Source organism: Bordetella genomosp. 6 (assembly GCF_002119705.1).
Classification (GTDB): domain Bacteria; phylum Pseudomonadota; class Gammaproteobacteria; order Burkholderiales; family Burkholderiaceae_B; genus Bordetella; species Bordetella bronchiseptica_F.
The window spans coordinates 5,026,313-5,047,443 of record NZ_CP021107.1 but is presented as its reverse complement, the minus strand read 5'-3'; the positions used below and the strand labels follow the sequence as shown (position 1 = coordinate 5,047,443).

The following is a 21,131-nucleotide window of genomic DNA, read 5'->3' as shown; positions in this document are numbered from 1 at the left end:
ATTGAGCATGCAGGAGACTCGCCGACAATTCATCAAGGGCATGGCGATCGGCGCCGCCGCCCTGGCGCTGCCGGTAGCCGGCCGCAGTTGGGCCGCGCAGGCCGACGCCGTGCGCTACGGCGGCTCGGCCTGGCTGGGCCACTATCCGGCCTGGCTGGCGATCCAGGCCGGCTATTTCAAGGCCGAGAACCTGGAAGTGGGCTGGGAGTCGTTCGGCACCACGTCGGCGCGCGTCAGCGCCCTGCTGTCGGGCAACATCGACATGGCGGTGACCGCCGCGCCGGCCGCGCTGGCGGTGATGTCGCGCGGTTCGCGCCACTTCGCGATCATTGGCGTGCCCGAGAACTTCGGCCGCGTCGAGGGCCTGATCGTGCGCGACCAGGTCGCGCGCCTGGAGGACCTCAAGGGCAAGAAGATCGGCGTTACGTTCGCCTCCAGCGCCCACCTGCTGGTTCTCAACCTGCTGGACCAGGCAGGCCTGAAGGCGGGCAAGGACGTGACGGTGCTCAACGTGCCGGCGCCGGAACTGCCGGCGGCATTCCAGTCGGGCCAGATCGACGCGGCCGCGGCCTGGACGCCCCAGTTCAACGCCATCCGCGCCATGCCGGACGCCAAGGTGCTGGTCGATGACACCAGCTTCTCGCTCTACAAGGAATATGGCGTGACCCCGGGCCCCGATGTGCTGGTGGCGCGGCGCGCGTTCCTGGACAAGAACCCCGAGGCCGTCAAACGCTTCCTGAAGGCGTACTTCCGCGCCAACGAACAGCTCAAGACGCAGCCCGACGCCACGGTGGCGGCGCTGACCGAACTGACCAAGCTGTCGCCGGCCGACCAGCTGGAGATGGTCAAGGGCGCCGACTGGTACACGGCTGCCGAGCAGGGCGCGCTGCTGGCGCCGGGCAGCAAGTACATCGACGGCCTGCAGAAGCTGGCCGAAATGATGGTGCGCTACGACCAGATCGACAAGGCGCCGCCGGTGCGCGAGTGGGTCGACGCGGCCTACCTGTAAGCCGACACGATTGTCCTGCCGGCGGGCCAGCTCGCCCGCCGGTTCTTTGTCTGGATTTGAACGATGAATGCACAAAATCGCCAGCGCCGTCCGGACCTGCTGCTGATCAGCAGCGTGTCCGTGATCGTGCTGTTGTTGTTCTGGGAAGCCGTGTGCCGCCTGCAATGGGTGGACGCGCTGTTCCTGCCGCCGCCCTCGGACGTGTTCGCCCGCATGGGCAATATGTGGGAGCAGGGTTCGCTGCTGGACCACATCGTGGCTTCCGCGCGGCGCGTCATGGTGGGTTTTGCCGCCGCTACCGCGCTGGCCATACCGCTTGGGATCTTCCTGGGCACGTCGCAACGCGCGCGGGCGGCTTTCGACCCCATCCTGTCGTTCCTGCGCCCCTTGCCCTCGATGAGCTGGATTCCCCTCTCGCTGCTGTGGTTCGGCATCACCGAAACGCAGAAGTACAGCATCGTGTTCATGGGCACGTTCGCGCCCGCGCTTCTGTATGTGATCGAAGCCACGCGCAATATCGATCCGCTGCTGATCCGCGCCGCGCGCAACCTGGGCGCCAGCGGCTCGCAGGTCATGCGCTCGGTCATCCTGCCGGCCAGCCTGCCGCAGATCTTCAGCGGCTTCAAGGTGATCCTCGGCCTGTCGTGGACCTGCGTGATCTCGGCCGAACTGGTGGCCGCCAAGGAAGGGCTGGGCTTTCTCATCATGAACGGCAAGGAGTTCTTCCAGACCGATACGGTGGTGCTGGGCATGGCGCTGATCAGCGTGACCGTGCTGGTCACCGACGTAGTGTTCCGAATCATTGAAAACAGGGTGCTGGCATGGTCGCGGTAAACGATCCCATGATTTCCATCGAAGGTATTTCCAAGTCGTTCGGGTCGTTCCAGGCGCTGCAGGGCGTGGACCTGCAGATTCCGCGCGGCGAGTTCCTGGTCGTGCTGGGCGCCTCGGGTTGCGGGAAATCCACGCTGCTCAACCTGATCACGGGGTTCGAGCGTCCCACCGCCGGACGCATCGTGGTCAACGGGCGCGAAGTGGTCGACGTCGACCCGCACTGCGGCATGGTGTTCCAGCAGTACGCACTGTTTCCCTGGTTGACCGTGGCCGAGAACGTCGCGTTCGGCCTGAAGATGAAGGGCGTGGCGGCGGCCAGCCGGCGCGAAACCGCCCAGAAGTTCATCGAGATGGTCGGCCTGAAGGGGTTCGAGAACGCCTACCCCAAGGCGTTGTCGGGCGGCATGCGCCAGCGCGTGTCCATCGCGCGCGTGCTGGCCAATGATCCGGACGTCATCCTGCTCGACGAACCGTTTGCCGCGCTCGATGCCATGACGCGCCAGGTGCTGCAGGAAGAGCTGACGCGCATCTATGAGCAAAGCGGCAAGACCATCGTCTTCATTACCCACTCGATCGACGAGGCGCTGCTGCTGTCGAGCCGCATGGTCATCATGAGCGCCCGCCCGGGCCGCGTGGCCTGCGACATGCCCAACGACCTGCCGTATCCGCGCAATGCCGATGTGCAGCTTTCGCCGCGCTACATCGAATTGAAGTCGCAGATCTGGGACATCGTGCAGAACGAAGTGATGCGCAGCCTGCAGGCGCGCGCCGACCAGTGATTCCTCAACCGCAACATTGAACTCATCATGTCTTCCCCATCAGGGTCATCGCGGACTTTCCCTCAGTATCAAAGTGGTTCCGGCTGGAACGCCATGCTGCCCAAGCGCACCCCGCGCACCGCGGCGCCGGCGCGACGGCATTTCAAGAGCCTGGTCATCGGCGCCGGCTACACCGGACTGGCGGCGGCGCGCCGCCTGGCCGAGTTGCAGCCGCAGGACCAGGTGCTGGTGGTGGACGCCACCGTCGCCGGGGAGGGCTCGGCGGGCCGCAATTCGGGCTTCCTGATCAACCTGCCGCACAATACCCGCATGAGCGGGCATCACAGCCCCCTGGAAGTGGCGCGCAAGCAGATCGCCATGCTCCAGTCGGGGCTGGATTGGCTGGCGCAGCTGTCCGAGCAGGGCGGTTTCGACTGTGGCTGGGACCTGGCCGGCAAGTATCACGCCGCGGCCACCGCCGACGGCGAGCACAGCCTGCGCGGCGCGCTGCAACAGTACGGCCAATGGGGCGTGGCGTTCTCCGAGCTGGACCGCGACGCCCTGCAGGCGCAGCTGGGCACGCGCTATTACCGGTTCGGGTATCACTCCATGAACAACGTCTTCGTGCAGCCGGCCGCGCTGATACGGGGGCTGGCCGACAGCCTGCCGGAGAACGTCTGGCTGATGGAGGACAATCCCGTGCTGTCCATCGACGGCAGCGGGCCGTATAAGGTGCGCACGCGCGGCGGCGAGTTCACCGCCGACAACGTGATCCTGGCCAACAATGCCTTTGCCCGCAGGCTGGGTTTCCTGCGCAGCCGGCTGGTCACCATCTTTACGTACGCGGGCGTCACGCCGGTGCTCGGCGCCGCGCAGCAGGCGCTGCTGGGCGAGCGCGACCAATGGGGCGTGATTCCGGCCAATCGCCTGGGCACGACCTTGCGGCGCATCCGCGGCGGCCGCTTCATGGTGCGCAGCGCCTACTCGTACGAGGCCGAGCAGCCGCTCGAACGCATGGAACAGTTGCTGCGCGATTCGTTCGTACGCCGCTACCCGGACCTCGCCGCGCACGATTTCGAGTACGTCTGGAGCGGGTCGACCGGCTTGACGGGCAACGGCGCTTCGTTCGTGGGGGCCATCCAGCCTGGCCTGTATGCGTCGGTCGGATGCAATGGCGCCGGCGTCATCAAGGGTACGATTTACGGCAAGCTGCTGGGCGAACAGGTGGCGGGGCATCGCAGCGCCATGCTGGACGACCTGGCCAGCTTCGAGAAGCCGAACTGGCTGCCTCCCGAGCCGCTGCGCCGCATCGGCGCGATGAGCACGATTGCCTATCAGGCCCGCAAGGCGGGGCTGGAAAAGTAACCTGCCCCGGGGGGACAGATACTGTCCTGGCAGTCAACCGTTCATGGCCCGCGGCGGTGTGCCTGTCCCAGTAGGGACAGGCACACCATGTCGCGGGTGCCGGTTTCCATCCGGGGACAGGCGTCCCGCACAGGGGAGTGTCAGGCCCCCCGTCGTCCGCCGTCGCGGCGTCAGAACAGCGTCATATCCTCGTTGCGGTCGGGCAGCTGGCGCAGCAGGCGGCGCCAGTCCTGGCAGGCCCGCACCAGCCCCGCCACCAGCATGACTCCAGCGCCGATTGCGATCATTTTCATGGTTCCCTCTTTTCGCACGATCGTGCGAATTTAATCGAAAAAAACCGGCGCCCGGCGCCGGGCCGCGGCTGCGTTCAGGGGGTGCGATAGGTGGCGATCAGGCGCGCGTAGGCTTGCCGTACGCGCTCGTGCGCGCGCGGGTCGCGCAGGAAGCGCGCGTCATGCATCAGGCCGACCATCAGGCTGTAGATCTCGAACACCAGTTGCTCCGGGTCGGTGTCCGGGCGCAAATGGCCTTCGTCGACCGCCTGCCGCACGGTGCGTCCCAGCGCCGCGCGCCAGCCGCGCACATTGGCTTCCACGCGCCCGCGCATGGGGTTGTCGACATCGTCGTACTCGAAGGCGCCGGCCACATAGATGCAACCGGTCAGCGCCTCGACGTTGGCGGCGCGTTCGATCCAGTGTCCGACCATGGCGTCCAGGCGCGGCAGCCCGCGCGGCGCGGCCATGGCGGGCGCGAACACCGCGCCCAGGAAGCGCCGGTCGTACTCCTGCAGGACGGCATGCAGCAGGGCCTCGCGCGAGCCGACCCGCGAGAACACGCCGCTTTTGCTGATACCCAGCCGCTTGGCGACTTCGCCGAGCGTCAGGCTTTCCATGCCCTGCGCCGCGGCCATGTCCAGCGCCGCGTCCACGATGGCCGCGAAGGTGAGTTCGCTCTTGGGGATGCTCATGCCGCCCAATTTAGCACGATCGTGCGAAAAATGGCAGCCTGGCAGGCCGGCGCCCGCCGGCAGGCGGGCGCCGGGCGGCTTCAGCGGCGGGCCGCCTTGAAGGCTTGCCGGTACTCGTGCAGCAGCGGCTCGGTATAGCCGTTGGGTTGGGTCAGGCCTTCGAATACCAGCGCGCACGCCGCGCGGTAGGCGAACGAGGTGTCGAAATGGCCGGCCATGGGCAGGTAGTTCGGATCGCCGGCGTTCTGCTGGTCGACGACCTTGGCCATGCGTTCGAACGTGGCGTTGACCTGCGCGCGGTCGACGATGCCGTGGCGCAGCCAGTTGGCGATGTGCTGGCTGGAGATGCGCAGGGTGGCGCGGTCCTCCATCAGGCCGACGTTGTTGATGTCGGGCACCTTCGAGCATCCCACGCCCTGGTCGATCCAGCGCACCACGTAACCCAGGATGCCCTGGGCGTTGTTGTCCAGCTCGCGCTGGATGTCATCGGCCGACCAGGCGGCCGGATCGCCCACCGGGACGGTCAGCAGGCCGGCCAGCAGTTCGTCGCGCACGCTGTCGTAGCGGGTCTGCTCCAGCGCCTGCTGCACGGCCGCGACGTCGACCTGGTGGTAATGCATGGCGTGCAGGGTCGCGGCCGTGGGCGAGGGCACCCAGGCCGTGTTGGCGCCCGCCTTGGGGTGGCCGATCTTCTGTTCGAGCATGGCCGCCATCATGTCGGGCATGGCCCACATGCCCTTGCCGATCTGGGCGCGTCCGCGCAGGCCGCAGTCCAGTCCGACCAGCACGTTGTTGCGCTCGTAGGCAGTGATCCAGGCGCTGGATTTCATGTCGCCCTTGCGCAGCATCGGGCCCGCTTCCATGCCGGTATGCATTTCGTCGCCGGTGCGGTCCAGGAACCCGGTGTTGATGAACGCCACGCGCGCCGCCGCGGCGGCGATGCAGGCCTTCAGGTTGACGCTGGTGCGCCGCTCCTCGTCCATGATGCCCATCTTGATGGTGTGGCGCGGCAGCTTGAGCAGGTCCTCGACGCGGTCGAACAGCTCGTTGGCGAAGGCGGCCTCGGCCGGCCCGTGCATCTTGGGCTTGACGATGTAGATCGAGCCGGTGCGCGAGTTGAGCCGGTTGGCGCGGTCGGGCAGGGCGGCCAGGCTGGTGATCACCGCGTCCAGGATGCCTTCCGGCACTTCATTGCCCTGCTCGTCGAGGATGGCCGGGTTGGTCATCAGGTGGCCGACGTTGCGCACGAACATCAGCGAGCGGCCGTGCAGCGTCAGGGTGCCGCCATCGGGCTTGCGGTACTGGCGGTCGGCGTTCAGGCGGCGGGTGAAGGTCTTGCCGCCCTTGGTGACCGATTCGCTCAGGTCGCCCTTCATGAGCCCGAGCCAGTTGCGGTAGATCAGCACCTTGTCGTCGGCGTCGACGGCCGCCACGGAGTCTTCGCAATCCATGATGGTGGTCAGGGCGGCCTCGAGCAGCACGTCCTTGACGCCGGCGGCGTCGGTGGCGCCGATCTGGTGCTGGCGGTCGATCTGGATTTCGAAGTGCAGGCCGTTGTTGGCCAGCAGCACGGCGGCCGGTTGCGAGGCGTCGCCCTGGTAGCCGGCCAGTTGCGCGGGGTTGCGCAGGCCGGTGCGCTGGCCTGCGCCCAGTGTGACCGCCAGCTTGCCGCCCTCGATGGCATAGGCGGTGGCGTCGGCGTGCGAACCCTGGGCCAGCGGCGCCGCCTCGTCCAGGAAGGCGCGCGCGCGGGCGATCACGGCTTCGCCGCGCGCCGGGTTGTAGCCCTTGCCGTCGTCGCCAGCCACCGGCGGGATCGCGTCGGTGCCATAGAGGGCGTCGTACAGGCTGCCCCAGCGGGCGTTGGCCGCGTTCAGCGCATAGCGCGCGTTGGAGACGGGAACCACCAGCTGCGGGCCGGCCTGGCTGGCGATCTCGCTGTCCACGTCGCGGGTGCTGGCGGTGACCTGCGCCGGCTGGGGTTGCAGGTAGCCGATGCGTTCGAGCAGCGCCTGGTACCCGGCGCTGTCGCGCACGGGGCCGGGGTGGGCGCGGTGCCAGGCGTCGATTTCGCCCTGCAGGCGGTCGCGCTCGGCCAGCAGGTCGCGGTTGCGCGGCGCGAGGTCGCGCACCAGGGCGGCGAAGCCGGCCCAGAACTCGTCGGGCGCCAGGCCGCTGCCGGACAGCGCCTCGTCTTCGATGAAACGGTGCAGGGAGGCCGCCACTTGCAGGCCATGATGCGGGATGCGTTCAGTCATGCGGGTCTCGCGTCGTTAAAAAGGGCCGGAGCCAGAGGCCCGGCCGGGATTGGGAAACCGGAAGCGCCATCATCGGCCGGGCGAGCCCGTCTTGTCCATAGCAAAAACTACTGGTCATACCAGTTTGTGCAAATGCACATGGCGACGAGATAGATATTTATATCTGGTTTTCAATAACATAGAATGCCGGTTCGAGTAGAGTCAGTCGTAGCGGATATCGTGGTCATACCAGTGGGGCAAGTCATGGAACCAGGCGTCGACGGGGCGCGCAAACAGATCGCCGAAGTCGTGGCCGAGCGCATCGAGCGGCTGATCCTCGATGGGGTGCTCAAGGCCGGGCAGGCCCTGCCGTCCGAGCGCCGCCTGACCGAGAAGCTGGGCGTATCGCGCACGGCGCTGCGCGAAGGGCTAAGGCTGCTGCGGGCGCGCCAGATCATCCACACCGCCCAGGGCAAGGGTTCGTACGTGGCGCAAATTTCGCAGGTGGATGCGGGCCCGCTGGTGCACCTGTTCAATTCGCAGCCGCGCACGTTGTACGACCTGCTGGAGGTGCGCGCCCTGCTCGAAAGCGAATCGGCCCGGCTGGCGGCGATCCGCGGCACCGATGCCGACTTCATCATGATCCGCCGCCGCTATGACGAAATGCTTGCCGCGCACGGCCGCGAGACCGACAGCGCCACCCACGCGCACCTGGACCACGCTTTCCACCTGGCCATCTGCCAGGCCTCGCACAACGCGGTGCTGGTGCATACGCTGCAGTCCCTCACGGATCTGCTGCTGGGCTCGGTATTCGCCTGCGTCAACAATCTCTATCACCGCGAGCCGCACAAGCGCCACATCGACCAGCAGCACGAGCGCCTGTTCCTTGCCGTGCTGGCGCGCGAGCCCGAACAGGCGCACCAGGCCGCCCGCGCCCATGTGGACAGCGTGCGCCAGAGCCTGGCCGAGATCGAACAGGAAGAGCAGCGCCTGGTGCGCGCGACGCTGCGCCTGGAGGGGTGGGTCTAGGACCCGGGCAACAGCGCCTGCGGCGGCGCCGGGCCTTGGGTCGTGGCCGGCGCGTCCCGCGCCGGCAGCGGCTGGCCGGCGTAGATGCGGCCGTAGCGGTTGTCCAGCAGGGCTGCCAGGGGTACTTGCTCCTGGCCGATGAAGCCGCGCTGCGGCAGGTGGCCGTGGACCACCAGGTCGAGCACGGTGCAGATCCCGGCGGCGGTGGAGAGCTGGATGGCGCTGAGCGCCTGATCGTCCACCGTGGCGCCGTAGATGCGCGCCGAGAACGATTCCTGCACCAGCCGTTGCTGGCGATAGCCGCTGGCCGAGGCCAGGATCACGATTACATCCTGGTCGGTCGAGGGGATGGCGCTTTCCAGGATTTCCTGCAGCAGGTCGCGCCGCTCGCGCAGCCGCAGGTCATTGAGCAGCAGCTTCATGATGGCGCAGTGTCCGGGATAGCGGATCGACTTGTAGTCGACATTGCGGGCCTTGCCCAGCAGTGTCTGCGGCAAAGTGCCCAGCCCGCCGGAGGTATTGAACGCCTCGTACTCGATGCCGTCGAGCGTGAAGGTTTCGTAACCCTCCATGGGCGGTACGGCGACCAGCGCGCCGTCGACGATGGCCTCGCAAGCGTTGCAGTATTCGTTGATCAGGCCCTCGGTGCTCCAGGTCAGGTTGTAGCGCAGCGCATTGGACGGAAAGCGCGGCAGGGCGCCGACGCGCATGCGCAGGTCGAGCAGCCGGTCGAAGCGCCGCGACAGGTCGCTGCCCACCACGCCGATGAAGCCCGGCGCCAGCCCGCATTGCGGCATCAGCACCGTGTGCGCCGCGGCGGCCAGTTCGCGGATTGCGTGGGTGCTGGCGACGTCTTCGGTCAGGTCGAAATAATGCGCGCCGGCGCGTACGCACGCGGCCGCGGCGGCGCGGGCGCGATGAAACGGCAAGGCATTGAGCACCGCGTAGCGGCCCGAGACGGCCTGCTGCAGCGCATCGTCATCGCGCACCTGCGCTGTCTGACATCCCAGCCTGGCGACTGCCCGCAGGCGCGCCGGGTCCTGGTCCGCGACCAGGATGTCGTAGTCGCCGCCGCGTTGCAGCAGCAAGGCGATGGCGGCGCCGATCTTGCCGGCGCCGAGGATGGCGATGGGGTAGGGCGGACGCACCATGGCAGGCTCCCGGGCGAGGGTTGCGGGCATGCAACCATGCTACCGAGCGCTGCGGTCGAAATGTACCGGCAAAAACGTCGGTTTGATCGAAATAATCAATCAAATCGTCGAGACTTTCGAGCGTTTCGACACCTGCATGGCGGAGGCAAAAAAAACGGCGCCCGTCCCTCTGTACAGGGCGGGCGCCGGCACTTGCGGCTGCGGCGAGGGGGGGCGCCGGGGGGATCAGCCGTGTTGCGGCGGGTAGTCCAGGTTGCCGAAGGTCACCACGCCATCATTCTTGGCCTGGGCCAGGTCGGCCTGCACCTGGGCGCGCGTCATGCTGCTGTTGACGTTGGAAGCCTGGGGCGGGTAGTCGAGGTTGCCGAAAGTGACTTCGCCGGCGGCCTTGGCCTGCGCCAGGTCGTCGCGGACTTCGGCGGCCGACAGCGCGCTGCCCTGCGTGATGGCGGCGGGGTAGTCCTGCTCGCCAAACGTGTATTGGCCGTTGGCCTTGGCCTGGACCAGTTCGGCCTGAACCTGCGCGCGGGTGGGTTCGGCGCCGAGGTCGGCGGCCTGCGCGCCGGCGGCCATGGTCATCGAAAGGATTACTGCGGTAGCAAGGGTCTTCATGGTATTCCTCCATCCGTCTGATCTGCGGGAGTGACCTGAGGCGGCCTATCCGTCGTCAGTCGTTTGTTGCATCCCGATGACTGCATTCTGCGCTTCGGGACACTCCGGATAAACCCTGATTCCTGGAAAACATTATTCCACTGGAGGTTCTAATTCATCGGATTCGCCCGCAAGATCCCATCAGTGGGGAGTTGGGCACGCGTCATGCGGGCGCGCCGGCGCCGCCCGGGCAGGGCCGGGCGGGTCGGGTACGGCTGCGGGAAGGGTCAGTACGGCAGGGTGCCGGCCAGCGCCGCGGCGATCAGCAGCACGCCGGTCCAGAGGTTGGCGCGGAACAGCTTGAAGTTGCGCTCGGGACGCTGCAGGTCGAATTCCCGCAACTGCCAGGCCAGGTGAATGGCCACGGCGCCCATGCCGGCGAAATAGCCCCAGCCCAGGTCCATGGCGTAGCCGCCCCAGGTCCATAGCGCCAGCGTGGCGGCATAGAAGCCGCCGATCCACAGCTTGCCCTGGTCGCCGAAGCGCATGGCGGTGGAATGCAGGCCCAGGCTGCGGTCATCGCGCACATCCACATAGGCGTAGATGCTGTCGTAGCCGACCTGCCACAGCACGGCGCCCAGCCACATGGCGATGGCCGCCAGCGGCACGTGGTCCTGGGTGTCGGACCAGGCCATCAGCATGCCCCAGTTGAAGCAGATGCCCAGCACGACCTGCGGCCAGTAGGTGACGCGCTTGCAGAACGGATAGATGAACACGAAGGGCAGCACGGCCACGGCCAGCCAACGGCTCATGTCGTTGATGAAGAACAGCAACGAGGCGCAGACCAGCAATTGGCCGATCAGGAACGCCACCGCCTGGCGCATGCTGAGCTGGCCGCTGGTCAACGGCCGGAAGCGCGTGCGCTCGACGTGCTTGTCGATGTCGCGGTCCCACATGTCGTTGACGGTGCAGCCGATGCCGCGCATGAGCAGGGCGCCCAGCGAGAAGATCAGGAGCCGGCGCAGGTCGGGCAGGCCGCCGGCGGCCTGCACCAGCGCGGCGATGCAGGGCAGCAGCGTCAGCCACGTGCCGATGGGGCGATCCAGCCGGCACAGGCGCGCATAGGGGCGCCATGGCCTGGGCAGCCAGCGCTCCACCCAATCGGTAAACACGATGTCGTTGAGGTCGACGGATTGTTGCTGCGATGCGCTCACGGGCTGACGAGGTAGACGGATGGTGAAACTGCAAGCATAAACAAAACGGCCGGCTCGCGCCGGCCGTCTCGGGACGGTGACTCAGGTCAGATCGCCGCCTTGAGCAGCTTGCCCAGGATGGCGATGCCTTCGCGGATCTTGGCTTCGGGCACCGTGGCAAAGCTCAGGCGCAGCGTGTTCTGCCGCGGCGCGCCCGCGTAGAAGGGGCCGCCCGGCACGAAGGCCACGTTCTGCTCGACCGCCTGCGCCAGCAGCTTGGTGCTGTCGATGTGTTCGGGCAGCGTGACCCAGATGAACATGCCGCCCTCGGGCCGGGTCCAGCTGACCGATGCGGGGAATTCGCGCTCGATGGCGTCGAGCATGCAACGGCCCTGCACGCGGTAGATCTCGCGCACGCGCGGCAGGTGCTCGGCCAGGAAGCCGGTCTTGACGACTTCGTAGACCGCCATCTGCGTGAGCGTGGGCGTGTGCAGGTCCGTGGCCTGCTTGGCCTGCACCAGCTTGTTGATGATGGTGCGCGGAGCGGCGATGTAGCCCAGGCGCAGGCCGGGCGCCAACACCTTGGAGAACGTGCCCAGCCGGATGACCGTGGCGCCGCATTCGCCGGCCAGGGCCAGCAGGCCGGGCTGCGGCTCTCCGGCGTAGCGTAGCTCGCCGTAGGGATCGTCCTCGATGATGGGCACGCCGAACTGCGCGGCCTGGCGCACCAGGGCCTTGCGGCGCTCCAGGTTGAGCGTGCGGCCGGTGGGGTTCTGGAAGTTCGGCAGCGCGTACAGGAAGCGTGCGCCCTCGGCCAGTTCGGCCGTGATCGCCTCGGGGACCAGGCCGCCGTCGTCGGTGGGGATCGGCACGTATTTCGGCTGGTACAGGCTGAACGACTGCAGGGCGCCCAGGTAGCTGGGGTCCTCGACCAGGATGGGGCTGTCCTTGTCGATCAGCACCTTGCCCAGCAGGTCGAGCGCCTGCTGCGAGCCCGACACGATGAGGATCTGGTCGGCCGTGACGTTGGCGCCCGCGGCGTTCAGGTCGTCGGCCACCCACTGGCGCAGCGGCGCATAACCTTCGGTGGGGCCGTACTGCAGGGCGGCGCGGCCATTGGTGGCCAATACCTTGTCGAATGCAGCCCGTACCACTTCTACCGGAAAGCCGCCGGGCGCCGGCAGGCCGCCGGCGAACGAAATGACTTCGGGTCGTTCCGTGACCTTGAGGATTTCACGGATAGCGGAGCTGGTGAGCTGCTGGGCGCGTTCCGAAAAGGAACACTCGGGTTCGAAAGGCTTGTCCATGGAATGGTCTTGAAAAAGGGTAAGAAACGTGCTGCAAAAGTTGATTGTCCCACAACGCCGGGCCGCGGCCCCGGCCCCTATTGATGCGCTCTAAAATCAGTTGGTTCGATTCCCGCCAGTACAGTTACAAATATACACATGTTTGACGCCGCTCCTGTTTCCGCCGGACCCAAACCCGTCTTCTATGCCGAGCTGGCCGCGCAGGCGCGCGCCTTGCTGGCCGGCGAGCGCGACCTCATCGCCAACGCCGCCAACTTCAGCGCCCTGGCGTACCAGGCGCTGCCGGATATCAATTGGGCGGGCTTCTATTTCCATGATGGCCACGAGCTGGTGCTGGGACCGTTCCAGGGCAAGCCGGCCTGCGTGCGCATCGCCCTGTCGCGCGGCGTGTGCGGCGCGGCCGCCAGCCAGCGCCAGACCCAGGTCGTGCCGGACGTCCATGCCTTTCCCGGCCACATCGCCTGCGATGCCGCGTCGCGCGCGGAGATCGTGGTGCCGCTGGTGCACGAGGGGCGCCTGCTGGGCGTCTGGGACGTCGACAGTCCGCTGCCCGGCCGTTTCGACGACGAGGACCGCGTCGGCATGGAAGCCTTGTGCGAGGTTTTCCTGCACAGTCTGCGGCCCGCCGATTGACAAGCCGGGCCGGCGCTGGGTAGATTGCGCCTACTGCCGATTCACATATTGCCCATGTTCCAGCCCCGCGTCCGCGTTGCCCTTGCCTGTACCTTCGGTGCGGCATCGACGCGCGTGGTGCTGAAAGCCAAAAAACAGCCGCTCATCTGACCGGAGCTTGCTGTTCCGTCAGATGGGCGACGGAACAGCGGCAAGCCCGGCGGCGCGCGGCCACGCGCGCATCCCCTTCCTGATCCACGCACACCTGAACGGTCGACAACGGTCAACCTTGCACCTCAGGAGTGCCCATGCAATATCCCGCTCAATCTCCGTTCCAGGGTATCTGGATTCCGCTCGTGACCCCGTTTGCCGACGGCGCCATCGACCTGCCTGCCTTGCGCAAGCTGGTGCGCGACTACAAGGCCGCCGGCGTCGATGGCCTGGTTGCCTGCGGCAGCACGGGCGAGGCGGCCGCGCTGGACGAGGCCGAACAGCTCACGGTGCTCGACGCCGTGCTGGAGGAGGCCGGCACGCTGCCCGTGGCCATGGGCCTGGCCGGCAACCACCAGGATCATGTCCTGCGGCGCCTGGCGCGCCTGGCCGAGCGGCCGCTGGCCGGCGTGCTGGCGCCCGCGCCGTATTACGTACGACCCAGCCAGGCCGGCGCGCAAGCCTATTTCAGTGCGCTGGCCGATGCTTCGGCCGTGCCGCTCATCCTGTACGACATCCCGTATCGCACCGGCGCGCAACTGGACACCGCCACCTTGCTGGCGCTGGCCGAACATCCGAACATCGCCGCCGTCAAGGATTGCGGCGGCTCGGTGGACAAGACGCTGGCCTTGATCGCCCACGGCGGCATGGCGGTCCTGGCGGGTGAAGACCTGCAGGGCCTGGGCACGCTGTGCCTGGGCGGTACCGGCATGATCGCCGCCGCCGCCCATGTGCGGCCGGACCTGTTCGTGGCCATGCACCGCGCGGTGCGCGCGCAGCAACTGGCGCAGGCGCAGCGCCTGTTCCTGGCGTTGGCGCCCATGATCCGGCTGCTGTTCGCCGAACCCAATCCGGCGCCACTGAAGGCGTTGCTGGCCAGCCAGGGGCGCTTGCGCAACGAGATGCGCGCGCCCATGCAGCCGGCCGCCGGGGCGCTGGCCGAGCGGCTTCGGGCCGAACTCGCCACGCTCGACCGGGCCTTCGCGCCTGACGCGTAGCGGGCGCAAGCCGCGTCTGACGACGGCGGCCAGGCGGCGGCCGCCGCCGCCGCGCCTGGCGCGCCCGGGTCGGCTGGGAGGGACTGGGGCGCCGGTGCATTGTGAGGCGGGCGCTAATTCCGAATATCTTGAAGCGTTTTGCAATATCTTTTCCGCCTCTCGCCCCGGCAATTGCTTATGATGCCGCCATTCTCAAAACAAGAAGCATCGCCATGGGGCAAGCATTCGCGGCCTTATCCGTCTGGCAGGTCATGGGGTATGGCCTGGCTTTCTTCGGTGGGATCTACCTGCTGTTCGGCGCGGCCACCTGGTTGCTGACCCAACGCGTGCTGCCCGCCCTGGGCGTGGGCCGGCCGCTCGATCCGCGGCCGCTGGGCCCCGGGCAATTGCGCCGCGAGTTCCTCCAGTCCGGCCTGTCCGTCCTGATCTTCGGACTGGGCATGGTGTTTCCGTGGGGCCTGGTGCAACTGGGCTGGGCGCGGCTCGACGACAATGCCGGCCCGTGGCGCATCGCCGCCGAAATCCTCGCGCTGGTGATCTGGAACGACGTGCACTTCTGGATCAACCACCGCCTGCTGCATACGCGGTTGCTGCGGCGCTTTCACCTGCCGCATCACCGCTCGGTGGTGACCACGCCGTTCTCGACCTACAGCTTCCATCCGATCGAAGCGCTGATGCTGGGCAACGTGATCCTGCTGCCCATGGTGGTGCACGATTTCAGTTTCTGGTCGCTGCTGTCGGTGCCGCTGTTCAGCCTGTTCTTCAATTGCGTGGGCCACGCCAACTACGACTTCTTCCCCGGCGTTTCGTACGCGCACTGGTTCGCGGCCAGCCGCCGGCATCACCTGCACCACGCCTGCTACCAGGGCAACTTCGGTTTCCAGTTCACCTTCATGGACCGGCTGTTCGGCACGCGCCTGGGCGCCGACGCGGCCCGGACCCAGCTGGCCGCCTATCGCAAGCGGGGCGCGGTTGGTCCGGCCCACTGAATGGTTGCGCCACCGGCGCGACTGGCAGAGCGTCCTGTATCTGGTCGCGCTGCCGGCATTGGCCGCCTGGCAATGGATACACGGCTGGCATTGGGCGCTGTATGCGCCGATGCTGTTCCTGACGCTGGGCGTGGGCGTCATCCATCACAACCATGCGCACCTGCGCATGTGGCGCCCGCGCTGGCTCAACCGCTTGACGGACTTCTGGCTGACCTTGCTGCAAGGCCATCCGACCTTCGTCTTTCACGCCGCGCACAATGCCAACCACCACCGCTACAAGCATGGTCCGCGGGATGTCGCGCGCACCTATCGTTTCGGCGGCGATACCAATCATCTGGCCGGCTACCTGCTGCACCCCTTGCAGGCCGTCGTCGTGCTGTATCCGCTGTTCCTTGCCGCGCTGCGCCGGCTGCGATCGCGCCGGCCGGGCGTGTGGCGCTATTGCCTGCGCCAGTACGCGGCATGGCTGGGCCTGTGGGCCGGGCTGCTGGCGATCGATCCCGGCAAGGCTTTCTGGCTGGTGATCGTGCCGCAGCTGCATGGCCTGCATTGGTTGCTGGCCACCAACTACCTGCAGCACGCCCACGCCGACGGGGGCCCGGGGCGCCATGCGGCGCTGAGCTACGCGCGCAATTTCGAGGGCTGGGTCAACCCATTGCTGTTCAACATCGGCCTGCATACGGCCCACCATGAAAACCCCCGCGTGCATTGGTCCGAATTGCACACGCTGCACTGGCGGCATTACCGTGACCGCGTGCCGCCGCGCCTGAACGAGCGCGGCCTGGTGCCGTACATGGCGCGCGTGTTCGTGCTCGGGCTGTTCTCGCGGCGCTGCCGCACGCATACGCTGATGCGGCCCTAGCCGCCCGTTTCCTATGCCACACACCAGAATCCGCCATGCCCGTTGCCTTTGATCGCGTCTACCTGCACAGCGCCGGTTACTTCATGCCCGGCGAGCCGGTCGATAACGATGCGATGGACCAGTACATCGCGCCGCTGAATCGCATCTCCGGCCGTATCAAGAACCGCATCCTGGCCGAGAACGGCATCAGGCAACGCTACTACGCGATCGACCCGCAGGGCCGCACGCGCTGGAGCAACGCGCAGTTGGCGGCTCGGGCCATCCAGGCCTGCCTGGCGCGCGGCGACGCGGACCTGTCGCAGGTCTCGCTGCTGGCCAGCGGCTCGTCGGGCGGCGATACGCTCATGCCCGGGTTCGCCAACATGATCCAGGGCGAACTGTCCGCCGCGCCGCTCGAAACACTGTCCGTGCACGGCATCTGCGCGGCCGGCGTGGGCGCCATCCAGGCGGCCGCGCAGGGCATCGAGCTGGGCGCGCACCGGCGCGCGTTGGCGGTGGCCAGCGAGCTGCCTTCGCGCCTGTTCAAGCGTTCGCGTTTCGCGGCGCCGGGCTACGACGCCGACTTCGACGCGCATTTCCTGCGCTGGATGCTGTCCGACGGCGCGGGCGCCATGCTGCTGGGCGATACGCCCCAGCCGCTGGCCGGCGCCGCCAACGGCGTGCGGCTGCGCCTCAAATGGATACACCAGCGTTCGTTCTCGGGCGACTATCCGGTGTGCATGCAACTGGGGCAGTCCGCCGACGGACAAGCGCACCTGGACTATGGCTCGTGGTCCGAGGCCGAGGCGGCCGGGGCGCTGCTGCTGCGCCAGGACATCCGCCTGCTGCCGCACCTGTTCGACATCGGCATCCACGAATACGCCAAGCTGGTGCATGACGGCTGGGTCGATCCGCGCCAGGTCAGCCATTTCCTGTGCCATTACTCGTCCGAGAAGTTCATCCCGGTGGTCGAGGACCTGATGGACAAGGCCGGCCTGGCCATCGCGCGCGAGCGCTGGTTCAGCAACCTGGCGTGGCGCGGCAATACCGGGGCGGCTTCCATCCTCATCATGCTGGCGGAGTTCCTGCAGACGCGCAGCGTGCAGCCTGGCGAACAGATCTTCTGCTACATCCCCGAATCGGGCCGCTTCATGGCCGCCTACATGCTGCTGCAGGCCGAAGGGCCCGACCAGGCCGCGCAGCCGGCGCGCTTGCATGCCGTGCCGGCCGCGGCGCCGGCCGGCGAGGCCGATTTCATCGCGCCGCCGCACGACCCGGCCGAAGCGCCGCAGGGGCTGGAGCCGCTGCTGGGCGAGCTGGCCGCCATCTGGCACGACTACCGTTCGCGCGTGTGGCGCACGCCGGTGATACGGCATCTGCGCCAGGGGCGCTTCGCGGTGCCCGACTATCTGAACTGGATGGAGAACTGGGTGCCGCAGGTGCGCGAGGGCAGCAAGTGGATGCGCGAAGCGGCGGCCTCGCTGTCGGAGACCTACCGGCCGCTGGCCGAGCTGATCGGCACGCACGCCGGCGAAGAGCAGAACGATTTCCAGATCCTGTTCCAGGACTACCGCAATGCCGGCGGCGCCGTCGAGGACATCGACGCCCTGCGCCGCAATCCCGGCGGCGAGGCGCTCAACGCCTATCTGCACGCGCTGGCCGCCACGCGCGATCCAATCGGCCTGCTGGGCGCCATCTACATCATCGAAGGCACCGGGCAGCGCATCGTGCCGGCGCTGCTGCCGTTGCTGAAGGCGGCCCTGACGCTGCCGCCCGATGCGTTCCGCTTTCTCGAATACCATGGCCACAACGACGAGAATCACCTGGCGCGCTGGCTGCTGGCCGTAGAGCTGGCGCTCGATTGCGACGATGGCGGACGCGCCCGCCAGCAGATCGTGGACACCGCGCGCCGCACCGCCGCGCTGTATTTGATGCAGTTCCAGCACGTCATGGAGGAGCGCACCGCATGAGCCGCCCCGAGCCCGATTTCCTGAGCAAGCCGCACGATCCGGCCGACCCCGATCCCTGGCGCGCGCTGTACCTGGATCGCAGCACGCCGCTGCCCGATCCGGTCAAGCAGGCCTGGCTGGCCGACTCCAGCAGCGCCTCGCGCCAGTACCTGCTGCCCTTCCTGCGGCCGCTGGCGCGCGCGTTCATCATCCTGATCCAGGTGATCAAGACCTTGCTGCCGCGGCGCTGGTCGCATTCGCGCCTGTTGCATCGCATCCTGGCGTGGGGCCTGGAGCACTTCGTCTCGCCGCAGGCCAACTGGCTCATCCTGCGGCATTTCCACCTGGGAGCGCAGATCCTGGCGTTCATCGCGCGCAACGCGCCGGTGCAGGTCGAGACCACGCCGCTGGAGCCCGCCTGCATCGCGGACCTGCGCGACGAACTGTTCGTCAAGCATGACCTCAACCTGTTCAATTTCGTGATCCGCCTGAACCAGGCGCTGCGCGACGCCGGCCAGACCATGCACGCGCCCGAGCAGGTCGATTATTCGATGATCCGCGACCCCGGCCTGCGGCTGGAGGACATGCCGCAACGGCGACGCAATTTCCTGGACCTGCAAAGCGCCATCGAGCTGTTCACGCCGTTGTACCAGCTGATGCTGACCGACAACGATTTCTGGCGCGCCGCGAACTCGCTGCAGCTGGACGAGACGATCGGCATCTATGCCGCGCAACTGCTGGGCGCGCCGCAGCACCTGATACTGGTCAACAACAAGCACCCGCTGGTGCCGATGTCGACCTTGCGCGCGGGCTACCGGCTGGTGCTGCATGGCCTGTCGACCGAGATGCTGCACAGCCTGCTGATGCAGATGAAGCAGCAGCAGGCCGGGCAGGCATAGCGTTGGTCAGGCGGGCCGCGGCGCTGCGCGTAGCAGCCGCAGCACGGGCAGGCCCGCCGCCAGCACCGCCAGGCCCAGCAGGGCGCCGGCGCCCGCATAACGGGCGCTGGACCACACCAGTCCGGCACAGGTCAGGCCCAGCAGCAGTGGCGGCAGCGGGTAGAGCGGCACGCGAAACGGCCGCGGCCGGTGCGGGTCGAGGCGGCGCAGCCGCCAGACCGAGGCGGCTACCAGCAGCATGAACAGCCAGAACACGGGTGCCGTATAGGCAACCAGCGTCTGCACGCCATCGTGCGCGTAAGCGCCATAGCCAAGCAGCACCAGCGTGATGGCGCCTTGCGCCAGCAGCGCCGGGGTCGGCGTCTGGCCGCGCATGCTCCAGCCGGCCAGCGGCCGCAGGCGCGGCACGTCGTGCCCCAGCGCGCTATAGACCCGCGCGCCGGTCAGGATGGTGCCGTTGATGGTCGACAGCGCCGTGACGCAGACCAGCAGGCTCAGCACGATCGCCGCATACGGACCCGCGGCCAGCGTCATCAGGGTGGCGGCCACCGCCCGCGTTTCGCGCAGGCCTTGCAGGCCGAAGATCTGCAGCAGCGCCAGATTGGTCAGCAAATAGGCGCCGGCGACCACGACGGTGCCGATCAGCAGCACCCTGGCCATGTTGCGCCGGGCCTCGCGCAGCTCGCCGCTGAGGTAGGCGGCCTCGTTCCAGCCGCCATAGGTCAGCAGCACGAACACCAGCCCCATGCCCAACAGGCCCAGCGTGCCGCCGGCCAGCGGCTCGACCGGCGTCGGTGGGGCGGGAGGCGCGGACAGGCCGGTGGCCACCACTGCCGCCAGCGCCGCCAGCGTCATGACGGTGAAGACGAGCTGTATGCGCTTGCTGGGTTGGGTGCCCACGATATTGAGCAGGGTCAGGGCAATGACGGCGATGGCCGCGTGCAGGGCCACGCCGTGCGGGCCCAGCGGCGCCAGTTCCTGGGCGTACTCGCCATAGATGAACGCTACCACCGCGATCGCGCCGGTCTGGATGACCGTGCAGCGCGCCCACGCGAACAGCAGCGCCACGCGCGGCCCCCACGCGTGGCGCAGGTAGAGGTATTCGCCGCCGGCGCCGGGATAGGCCGAACCCAGCTCGGCATAGCACAGGGCCCCCATCAGCATGACCGCCGCGCCGCCCAGCCAGAGCGCCAGGTACACGCTTTCGGATTGCGCGTGCTGGGCGACCAGTGGCGGGAAGCCGAAGATGCCGATGCCGATGACCACGCCCACCAGCACGGCTACCGCGTCCAGCACCGACAGGCCGCGGGCCTGGGCGATGCCGCTCTCGGCGGCGCGCGTCATGGCGCGCGGCGCGTGGCGCGCCAGCCGGACTCGTTGCCCGGGGCTTGCACGGCCGTCATCTGGTCTCCCTGTATGCGGCCTATGTAGGTGCGCGGCCCGGCGCCGGCGTCCACCGTGAAGCGCAGGTCGGCACCGCGCAGGGCGGCCTCGGCCACGCCCAGCCGTTCGCCCTGGCGCTGCGCGCTGGCGGTCACTTTCTGGAAATCCTGCCGCACGCTGAGGGTAAAGGGCCCGGCCGGGTCTTCGACCTGCCAGTCTCCCGCCGCGTGCGCGGGCACGATCCACAGATACAGGGACCGGCCATCGACCGTCTCGTGGCGGTCGCTGTCCCATTCGCCCATGGTGAAGGCGTGCGAAACCACGCGCGTTCCCGGCGCCAGCGAATTGAGGATGCGCGGGCGCAGCTTCAGGTTCACGTCCGGCAGCAGGTACATCGTCAGCACCGTGGCCTTGGAGATGTCGGTGTCGAACAAGTCCTGCTGCATGAACGTCACGCGGTCGGCCAGCCCGGCCTTCTTGGCGTTGGCGCGCGCCTCGGCGATGCGCTCGGGGTCGATGTCCACGCCCATGGCGCTGCGCGCGCCGCGGTCGCGCACGGCGGCGATGGCGATGCGGCCATCACCCGACCCGAGGTCGATGACCGTGTCCTGCGCCGTCACATCGGCCATCTCCAGCATGCGCGCCACCGCGTCGTCGGGGGTGGGCACATAGGGCACATCCAGCTCCAGCGGTGGCGGTTGCTGGGTCCAGGCCGGCTGGGCCAGCGCCAGCGCGGGCGCGGCAAGCAAGGCAAGCAGCATGCGCCGTTTTGGTGCATACGTGGGGGCGGCGTGGGTACGCATGGGAGT

At 67.9% G+C, this 21,131-nt stretch carries 20 protein-coding genes; 11 read left to right on the top strand and 9 right to left on the bottom strand.

Annotated features, from left to right (window positions below):
• Positions 1–7 precede the first annotated feature (7 nt).
• The 4 genes from CAL11_RS23725 (at position 8) to CAL11_RS23710 (ending at position 3,966) form a co-directional block, all read left to right on the top strand.
• Positions 8–1,009, top strand: coding sequence for an ABC transporter substrate-binding protein (locus CAL11_RS23725; protein WP_033453009.1), 1,002 nt, complete (start codon positions 8–10; stop codon positions 1,007–1,009).
• A gap of 63 nt (positions 1,010–1,072) precedes the next feature.
• Positions 1,073–1,843, top strand: coding sequence for an ABC transporter permease (locus CAL11_RS23720; protein WP_033447823.1), 771 nt, complete (start codon positions 1,073–1,075; stop codon positions 1,841–1,843).
• Entirely contained in the window at positions 1,831–2,622 is a 792-nt protein-coding gene (locus tag CAL11_RS23715; protein ID WP_033463433.1) for an ABC transporter ATP-binding protein, read from the top strand. The genes CAL11_RS23720 and CAL11_RS23715 overlap by 13 nt, the downstream gene beginning before the upstream one ends.
• Before the next feature lie 27 nt (positions 2,623–2,649).
• On the top strand, positions 2,650–3,966 hold the full coding sequence (locus tag CAL11_RS23710) for an NAD(P)/FAD-dependent oxidoreductase (RefSeq protein ID WP_086094444.1): 1,317 nt from the start codon (positions 2,650–2,652) through the stop codon (positions 3,964–3,966).
• Between the two features lie 170 nt (positions 3,967–4,136).
• On the opposite strand, the gene CAL11_RS24625 is transcribed toward CAL11_RS23710, so the two are convergent.
• The 3 genes from CAL11_RS24625 to CAL11_RS23695 all read right to left on the bottom strand — a co-directional run bounded on the left by CAL11_RS24625 (position 4,137) and on the right by CAL11_RS23695 (position 7,191).
• Positions 4,137–4,259: a hypothetical protein gene (locus tag CAL11_RS24625; protein WP_279629039.1), complete on the bottom strand. Its 123-nt coding sequence runs from the start codon at positions 4,257–4,259 to the stop codon at positions 4,137–4,139.
• 74 nt (positions 4,260–4,333) lie between these two features.
• On the bottom strand, positions 4,334–4,978 hold the full coding sequence (locus CAL11_RS23700; RefSeq protein WP_086094681.1) for a TetR/AcrR family transcriptional regulator: 645 nt from the start codon (positions 4,976–4,978) through the stop codon (positions 4,334–4,336).
• 35 nt (positions 4,979–5,013) lie between these two features.
• Positions 5,014–7,191, bottom strand: coding sequence for a malate synthase G (locus tag CAL11_RS23695; RefSeq protein ID WP_086094442.1), 2,178 nt, complete (start codon positions 7,189–7,191; stop codon positions 5,014–5,016).
• A gap of 243 nt (positions 7,192–7,434) precedes the next feature.
• On the opposite strand from CAL11_RS23695, the gene glcC reads away from it, so the two are divergent.
• Positions 7,435–8,199, top strand: coding sequence for a transcriptional regulator GlcC (gene glcC / locus CAL11_RS23690; RefSeq protein WP_033460164.1), 765 nt, complete (start codon positions 7,435–7,437; stop codon positions 8,197–8,199).
• On the opposite strand, the gene CAL11_RS23685 is transcribed toward glcC, so the two are convergent.
• The 4 genes from CAL11_RS23685 to CAL11_RS23670 form a co-directional block, all read right to left on the bottom strand.
• Positions 8,196–9,350: a saccharopine dehydrogenase family protein gene (locus CAL11_RS23685; protein ID WP_033460165.1), complete on the bottom strand. Its 1,155-nt coding sequence runs from the start codon at positions 9,348–9,350 to the stop codon at positions 8,196–8,198. The genes glcC and CAL11_RS23685 overlap by 4 nt on opposite strands.
• Before the next feature lie 225 nt (positions 9,351–9,575).
• Positions 9,576–9,962, bottom strand: coding sequence for a DUF4148 domain-containing protein (locus CAL11_RS23680; RefSeq protein ID WP_003818338.1), 387 nt, complete (start codon positions 9,960–9,962; stop codon positions 9,576–9,578).
• 266 nt (positions 9,963–10,228) lie between these two features.
• Positions 10,229–11,155 carry a 4-hydroxybenzoate octaprenyltransferase gene (gene ubiA, locus CAL11_RS23675; protein WP_033460167.1) on the bottom strand — a complete coding sequence of 309 codons (927 nt, stop codon included), beginning with the start codon at positions 11,153–11,155 and terminating at the stop codon, positions 10,229–10,231.
• Between the two features lie 86 nt (positions 11,156–11,241).
• Positions 11,242–12,441, bottom strand: a complete 1,200-nt coding sequence (locus CAL11_RS23670; protein ID WP_033460173.1) for a PLP-dependent aminotransferase family protein — start codon at positions 12,439–12,441, stop codon at positions 11,242–11,244.
• Between the two features lie 138 nt (positions 12,442–12,579).
• On the opposite strand from CAL11_RS23670, the gene CAL11_RS23665 reads away from it, so the two are divergent.
• From CAL11_RS23665 to CAL11_RS23640, 6 genes are all read left to right on the top strand, one after another.
• Entirely contained in the window at positions 12,580–13,074 is a 495-nt protein-coding gene (locus tag CAL11_RS23665; protein WP_033460176.1) for a GAF domain-containing protein, read from the top strand.
• Positions 13,075–13,361: 287 nt separating this feature from the next.
• Complete coding sequence (gene dapA / locus CAL11_RS23660; RefSeq protein WP_086094441.1) at positions 13,362–14,261, top strand: 4-hydroxy-tetrahydrodipicolinate synthase; 900 nt, start codon at positions 13,362–13,364, stop codon at positions 14,259–14,261.
• Positions 14,262–14,473: 212 nt separating this feature from the next.
• The gene (locus CAL11_RS23655; protein ID WP_033460181.1) at positions 14,474–15,250 is read left to right on the top strand and encodes a sterol desaturase family protein; all 777 of its coding nucleotides are present in this window, start codon (positions 14,474–14,476) and stop codon (positions 15,248–15,250) included.
• Positions 15,234–16,112: a fatty acid desaturase family protein gene (locus CAL11_RS23650; RefSeq protein ID WP_086094440.1), complete on the top strand. Its 879-nt coding sequence runs from the start codon at positions 15,234–15,236 to the stop codon at positions 16,110–16,112. The genes CAL11_RS23655 and CAL11_RS23650 overlap by 17 nt, the downstream gene beginning before the upstream one ends.
• A gap of 35 nt (positions 16,113–16,147) precedes the next feature.
• On the top strand, positions 16,148–18,061 hold the full coding sequence (locus CAL11_RS23645; protein ID WP_086094439.1) for a StlD/DarB family beta-ketosynthase: 1,914 nt from the start codon (positions 16,148–16,150) through the stop codon (positions 18,059–18,061).
• A complete protein-coding gene (locus CAL11_RS23640; RefSeq protein ID WP_086094438.1) occupies positions 18,058–18,939 on the top strand; it encodes a DUF6999 family protein in 882 nt (293 codons plus the stop codon). Before CAL11_RS23645 ends, CAL11_RS23640 begins: the two co-directional genes overlap by 4 nt.
• 6 nt (positions 18,940–18,945) lie before the next feature.
• Here CAL11_RS23640 and CAL11_RS23635 read toward each other — a convergent pair whose 3' ends face one another.
• Entirely contained in the window at positions 18,946–20,283 is a 1,338-nt protein-coding gene (locus tag CAL11_RS23635) for an APC family permease (RefSeq protein ID WP_033460193.1), read from the bottom strand.
• Positions 20,280–21,125: a methyltransferase domain-containing protein gene (locus CAL11_RS23630; RefSeq protein ID WP_086094437.1), complete on the bottom strand. Its 846-nt coding sequence runs from the start codon at positions 21,123–21,125 to the stop codon at positions 20,280–20,282. The genes CAL11_RS23635 and CAL11_RS23630 overlap by 4 nt, the downstream gene beginning before the upstream one ends.
• Between the last annotated feature and the right edge of the window lie 6 nt (positions 21,126–21,131).

What these genes read in the sequence shown, in the direction of transcription:
- CAL11_RS23725 (WP_033453009.1), top strand. Translation starts at nt 8, where the DNA reads ATGCAGGAGACTCGCCGACAATTCATCAAGGGCATGGCGATCGGCGCC.
- CAL11_RS23720 (WP_033447823.1), top strand. Translation starts at nt 1,073, where the DNA reads ATGAATGCACAAAATCGCCAGCGCCGTCCGGACCTGCTGCTGATCAGC.
- CAL11_RS23715 (WP_033463433.1), top strand. Translation starts at nt 1,831, where the DNA reads ATGGTCGCGGTAAACGATCCCATGATTTCCATCGAAGGTATTTCCAAG.
- CAL11_RS23710 (WP_086094444.1), top strand. Translation starts at nt 2,650, where the DNA reads ATGTCTTCCCCATCAGGGTCATCGCGGACTTTCCCTCAGTATCAAAGT.
- CAL11_RS24625 (WP_279629039.1), bottom strand. Translation starts at nt 4,259, where the DNA reads ATGAAAATGATCGCAATCGGCGCTGGAGTCATGCTGGTGGCGGGGCTG.
- CAL11_RS23695 (WP_086094442.1), bottom strand. Translation starts at nt 7,191, where the DNA reads ATGACTGAACGCATCCCGCATCATGGCCTGCAAGTGGCGGCCTCCCTG.
- glcC (WP_033460164.1), top strand. Translation starts at nt 7,435, where the DNA reads ATGGAACCAGGCGTCGACGGGGCGCGCAAACAGATCGCCGAAGTCGTG.
- CAL11_RS23685 (WP_033460165.1), bottom strand. Translation starts at nt 9,350, where the DNA reads ATGGTGCGTCCGCCCTACCCCATCGCCATCCTCGGCGCCGGCAAGATC.
- CAL11_RS23680 (WP_003818338.1), bottom strand. Translation starts at nt 9,962, where the DNA reads ATGAAGACCCTTGCTACCGCAGTAATCCTTTCGATGACCATGGCCGCC.
- CAL11_RS23670 (WP_033460173.1), bottom strand. Translation starts at nt 12,441, where the DNA reads ATGGACAAGCCTTTCGAACCCGAGTGTTCCTTTTCGGAACGCGCCCAG.
- CAL11_RS23665 (WP_033460176.1), top strand. Translation starts at nt 12,580, where the DNA reads ATGTTTGACGCCGCTCCTGTTTCCGCCGGACCCAAACCCGTCTTCTAT.
- dapA (WP_086094441.1), top strand. Translation starts at nt 13,362, where the DNA reads ATGCAATATCCCGCTCAATCTCCGTTCCAGGGTATCTGGATTCCGCTC.
- CAL11_RS23655 (WP_033460181.1), top strand. Translation starts at nt 14,474, where the DNA reads ATGGGGCAAGCATTCGCGGCCTTATCCGTCTGGCAGGTCATGGGGTAT.
- CAL11_RS23645 (WP_086094439.1), top strand. Translation starts at nt 16,148, where the DNA reads ATGCCCGTTGCCTTTGATCGCGTCTACCTGCACAGCGCCGGTTACTTC.
- CAL11_RS23640 (WP_086094438.1), top strand. Translation starts at nt 18,058, where the DNA reads ATGAGCCGCCCCGAGCCCGATTTCCTGAGCAAGCCGCACGATCCGGCC.
- CAL11_RS23635 (WP_033460193.1), bottom strand. Translation starts at nt 20,283, where the DNA reads ATGACGCGCGCCGCCGAGAGCGGCATCGCCCAGGCCCGCGGCCTGTCG.
- CAL11_RS23630 (WP_086094437.1), bottom strand. Translation starts at nt 21,125, where the DNA reads ATGCGTACCCACGCCGCCCCCACGTATGCACCAAAACGGCGCATGCTG.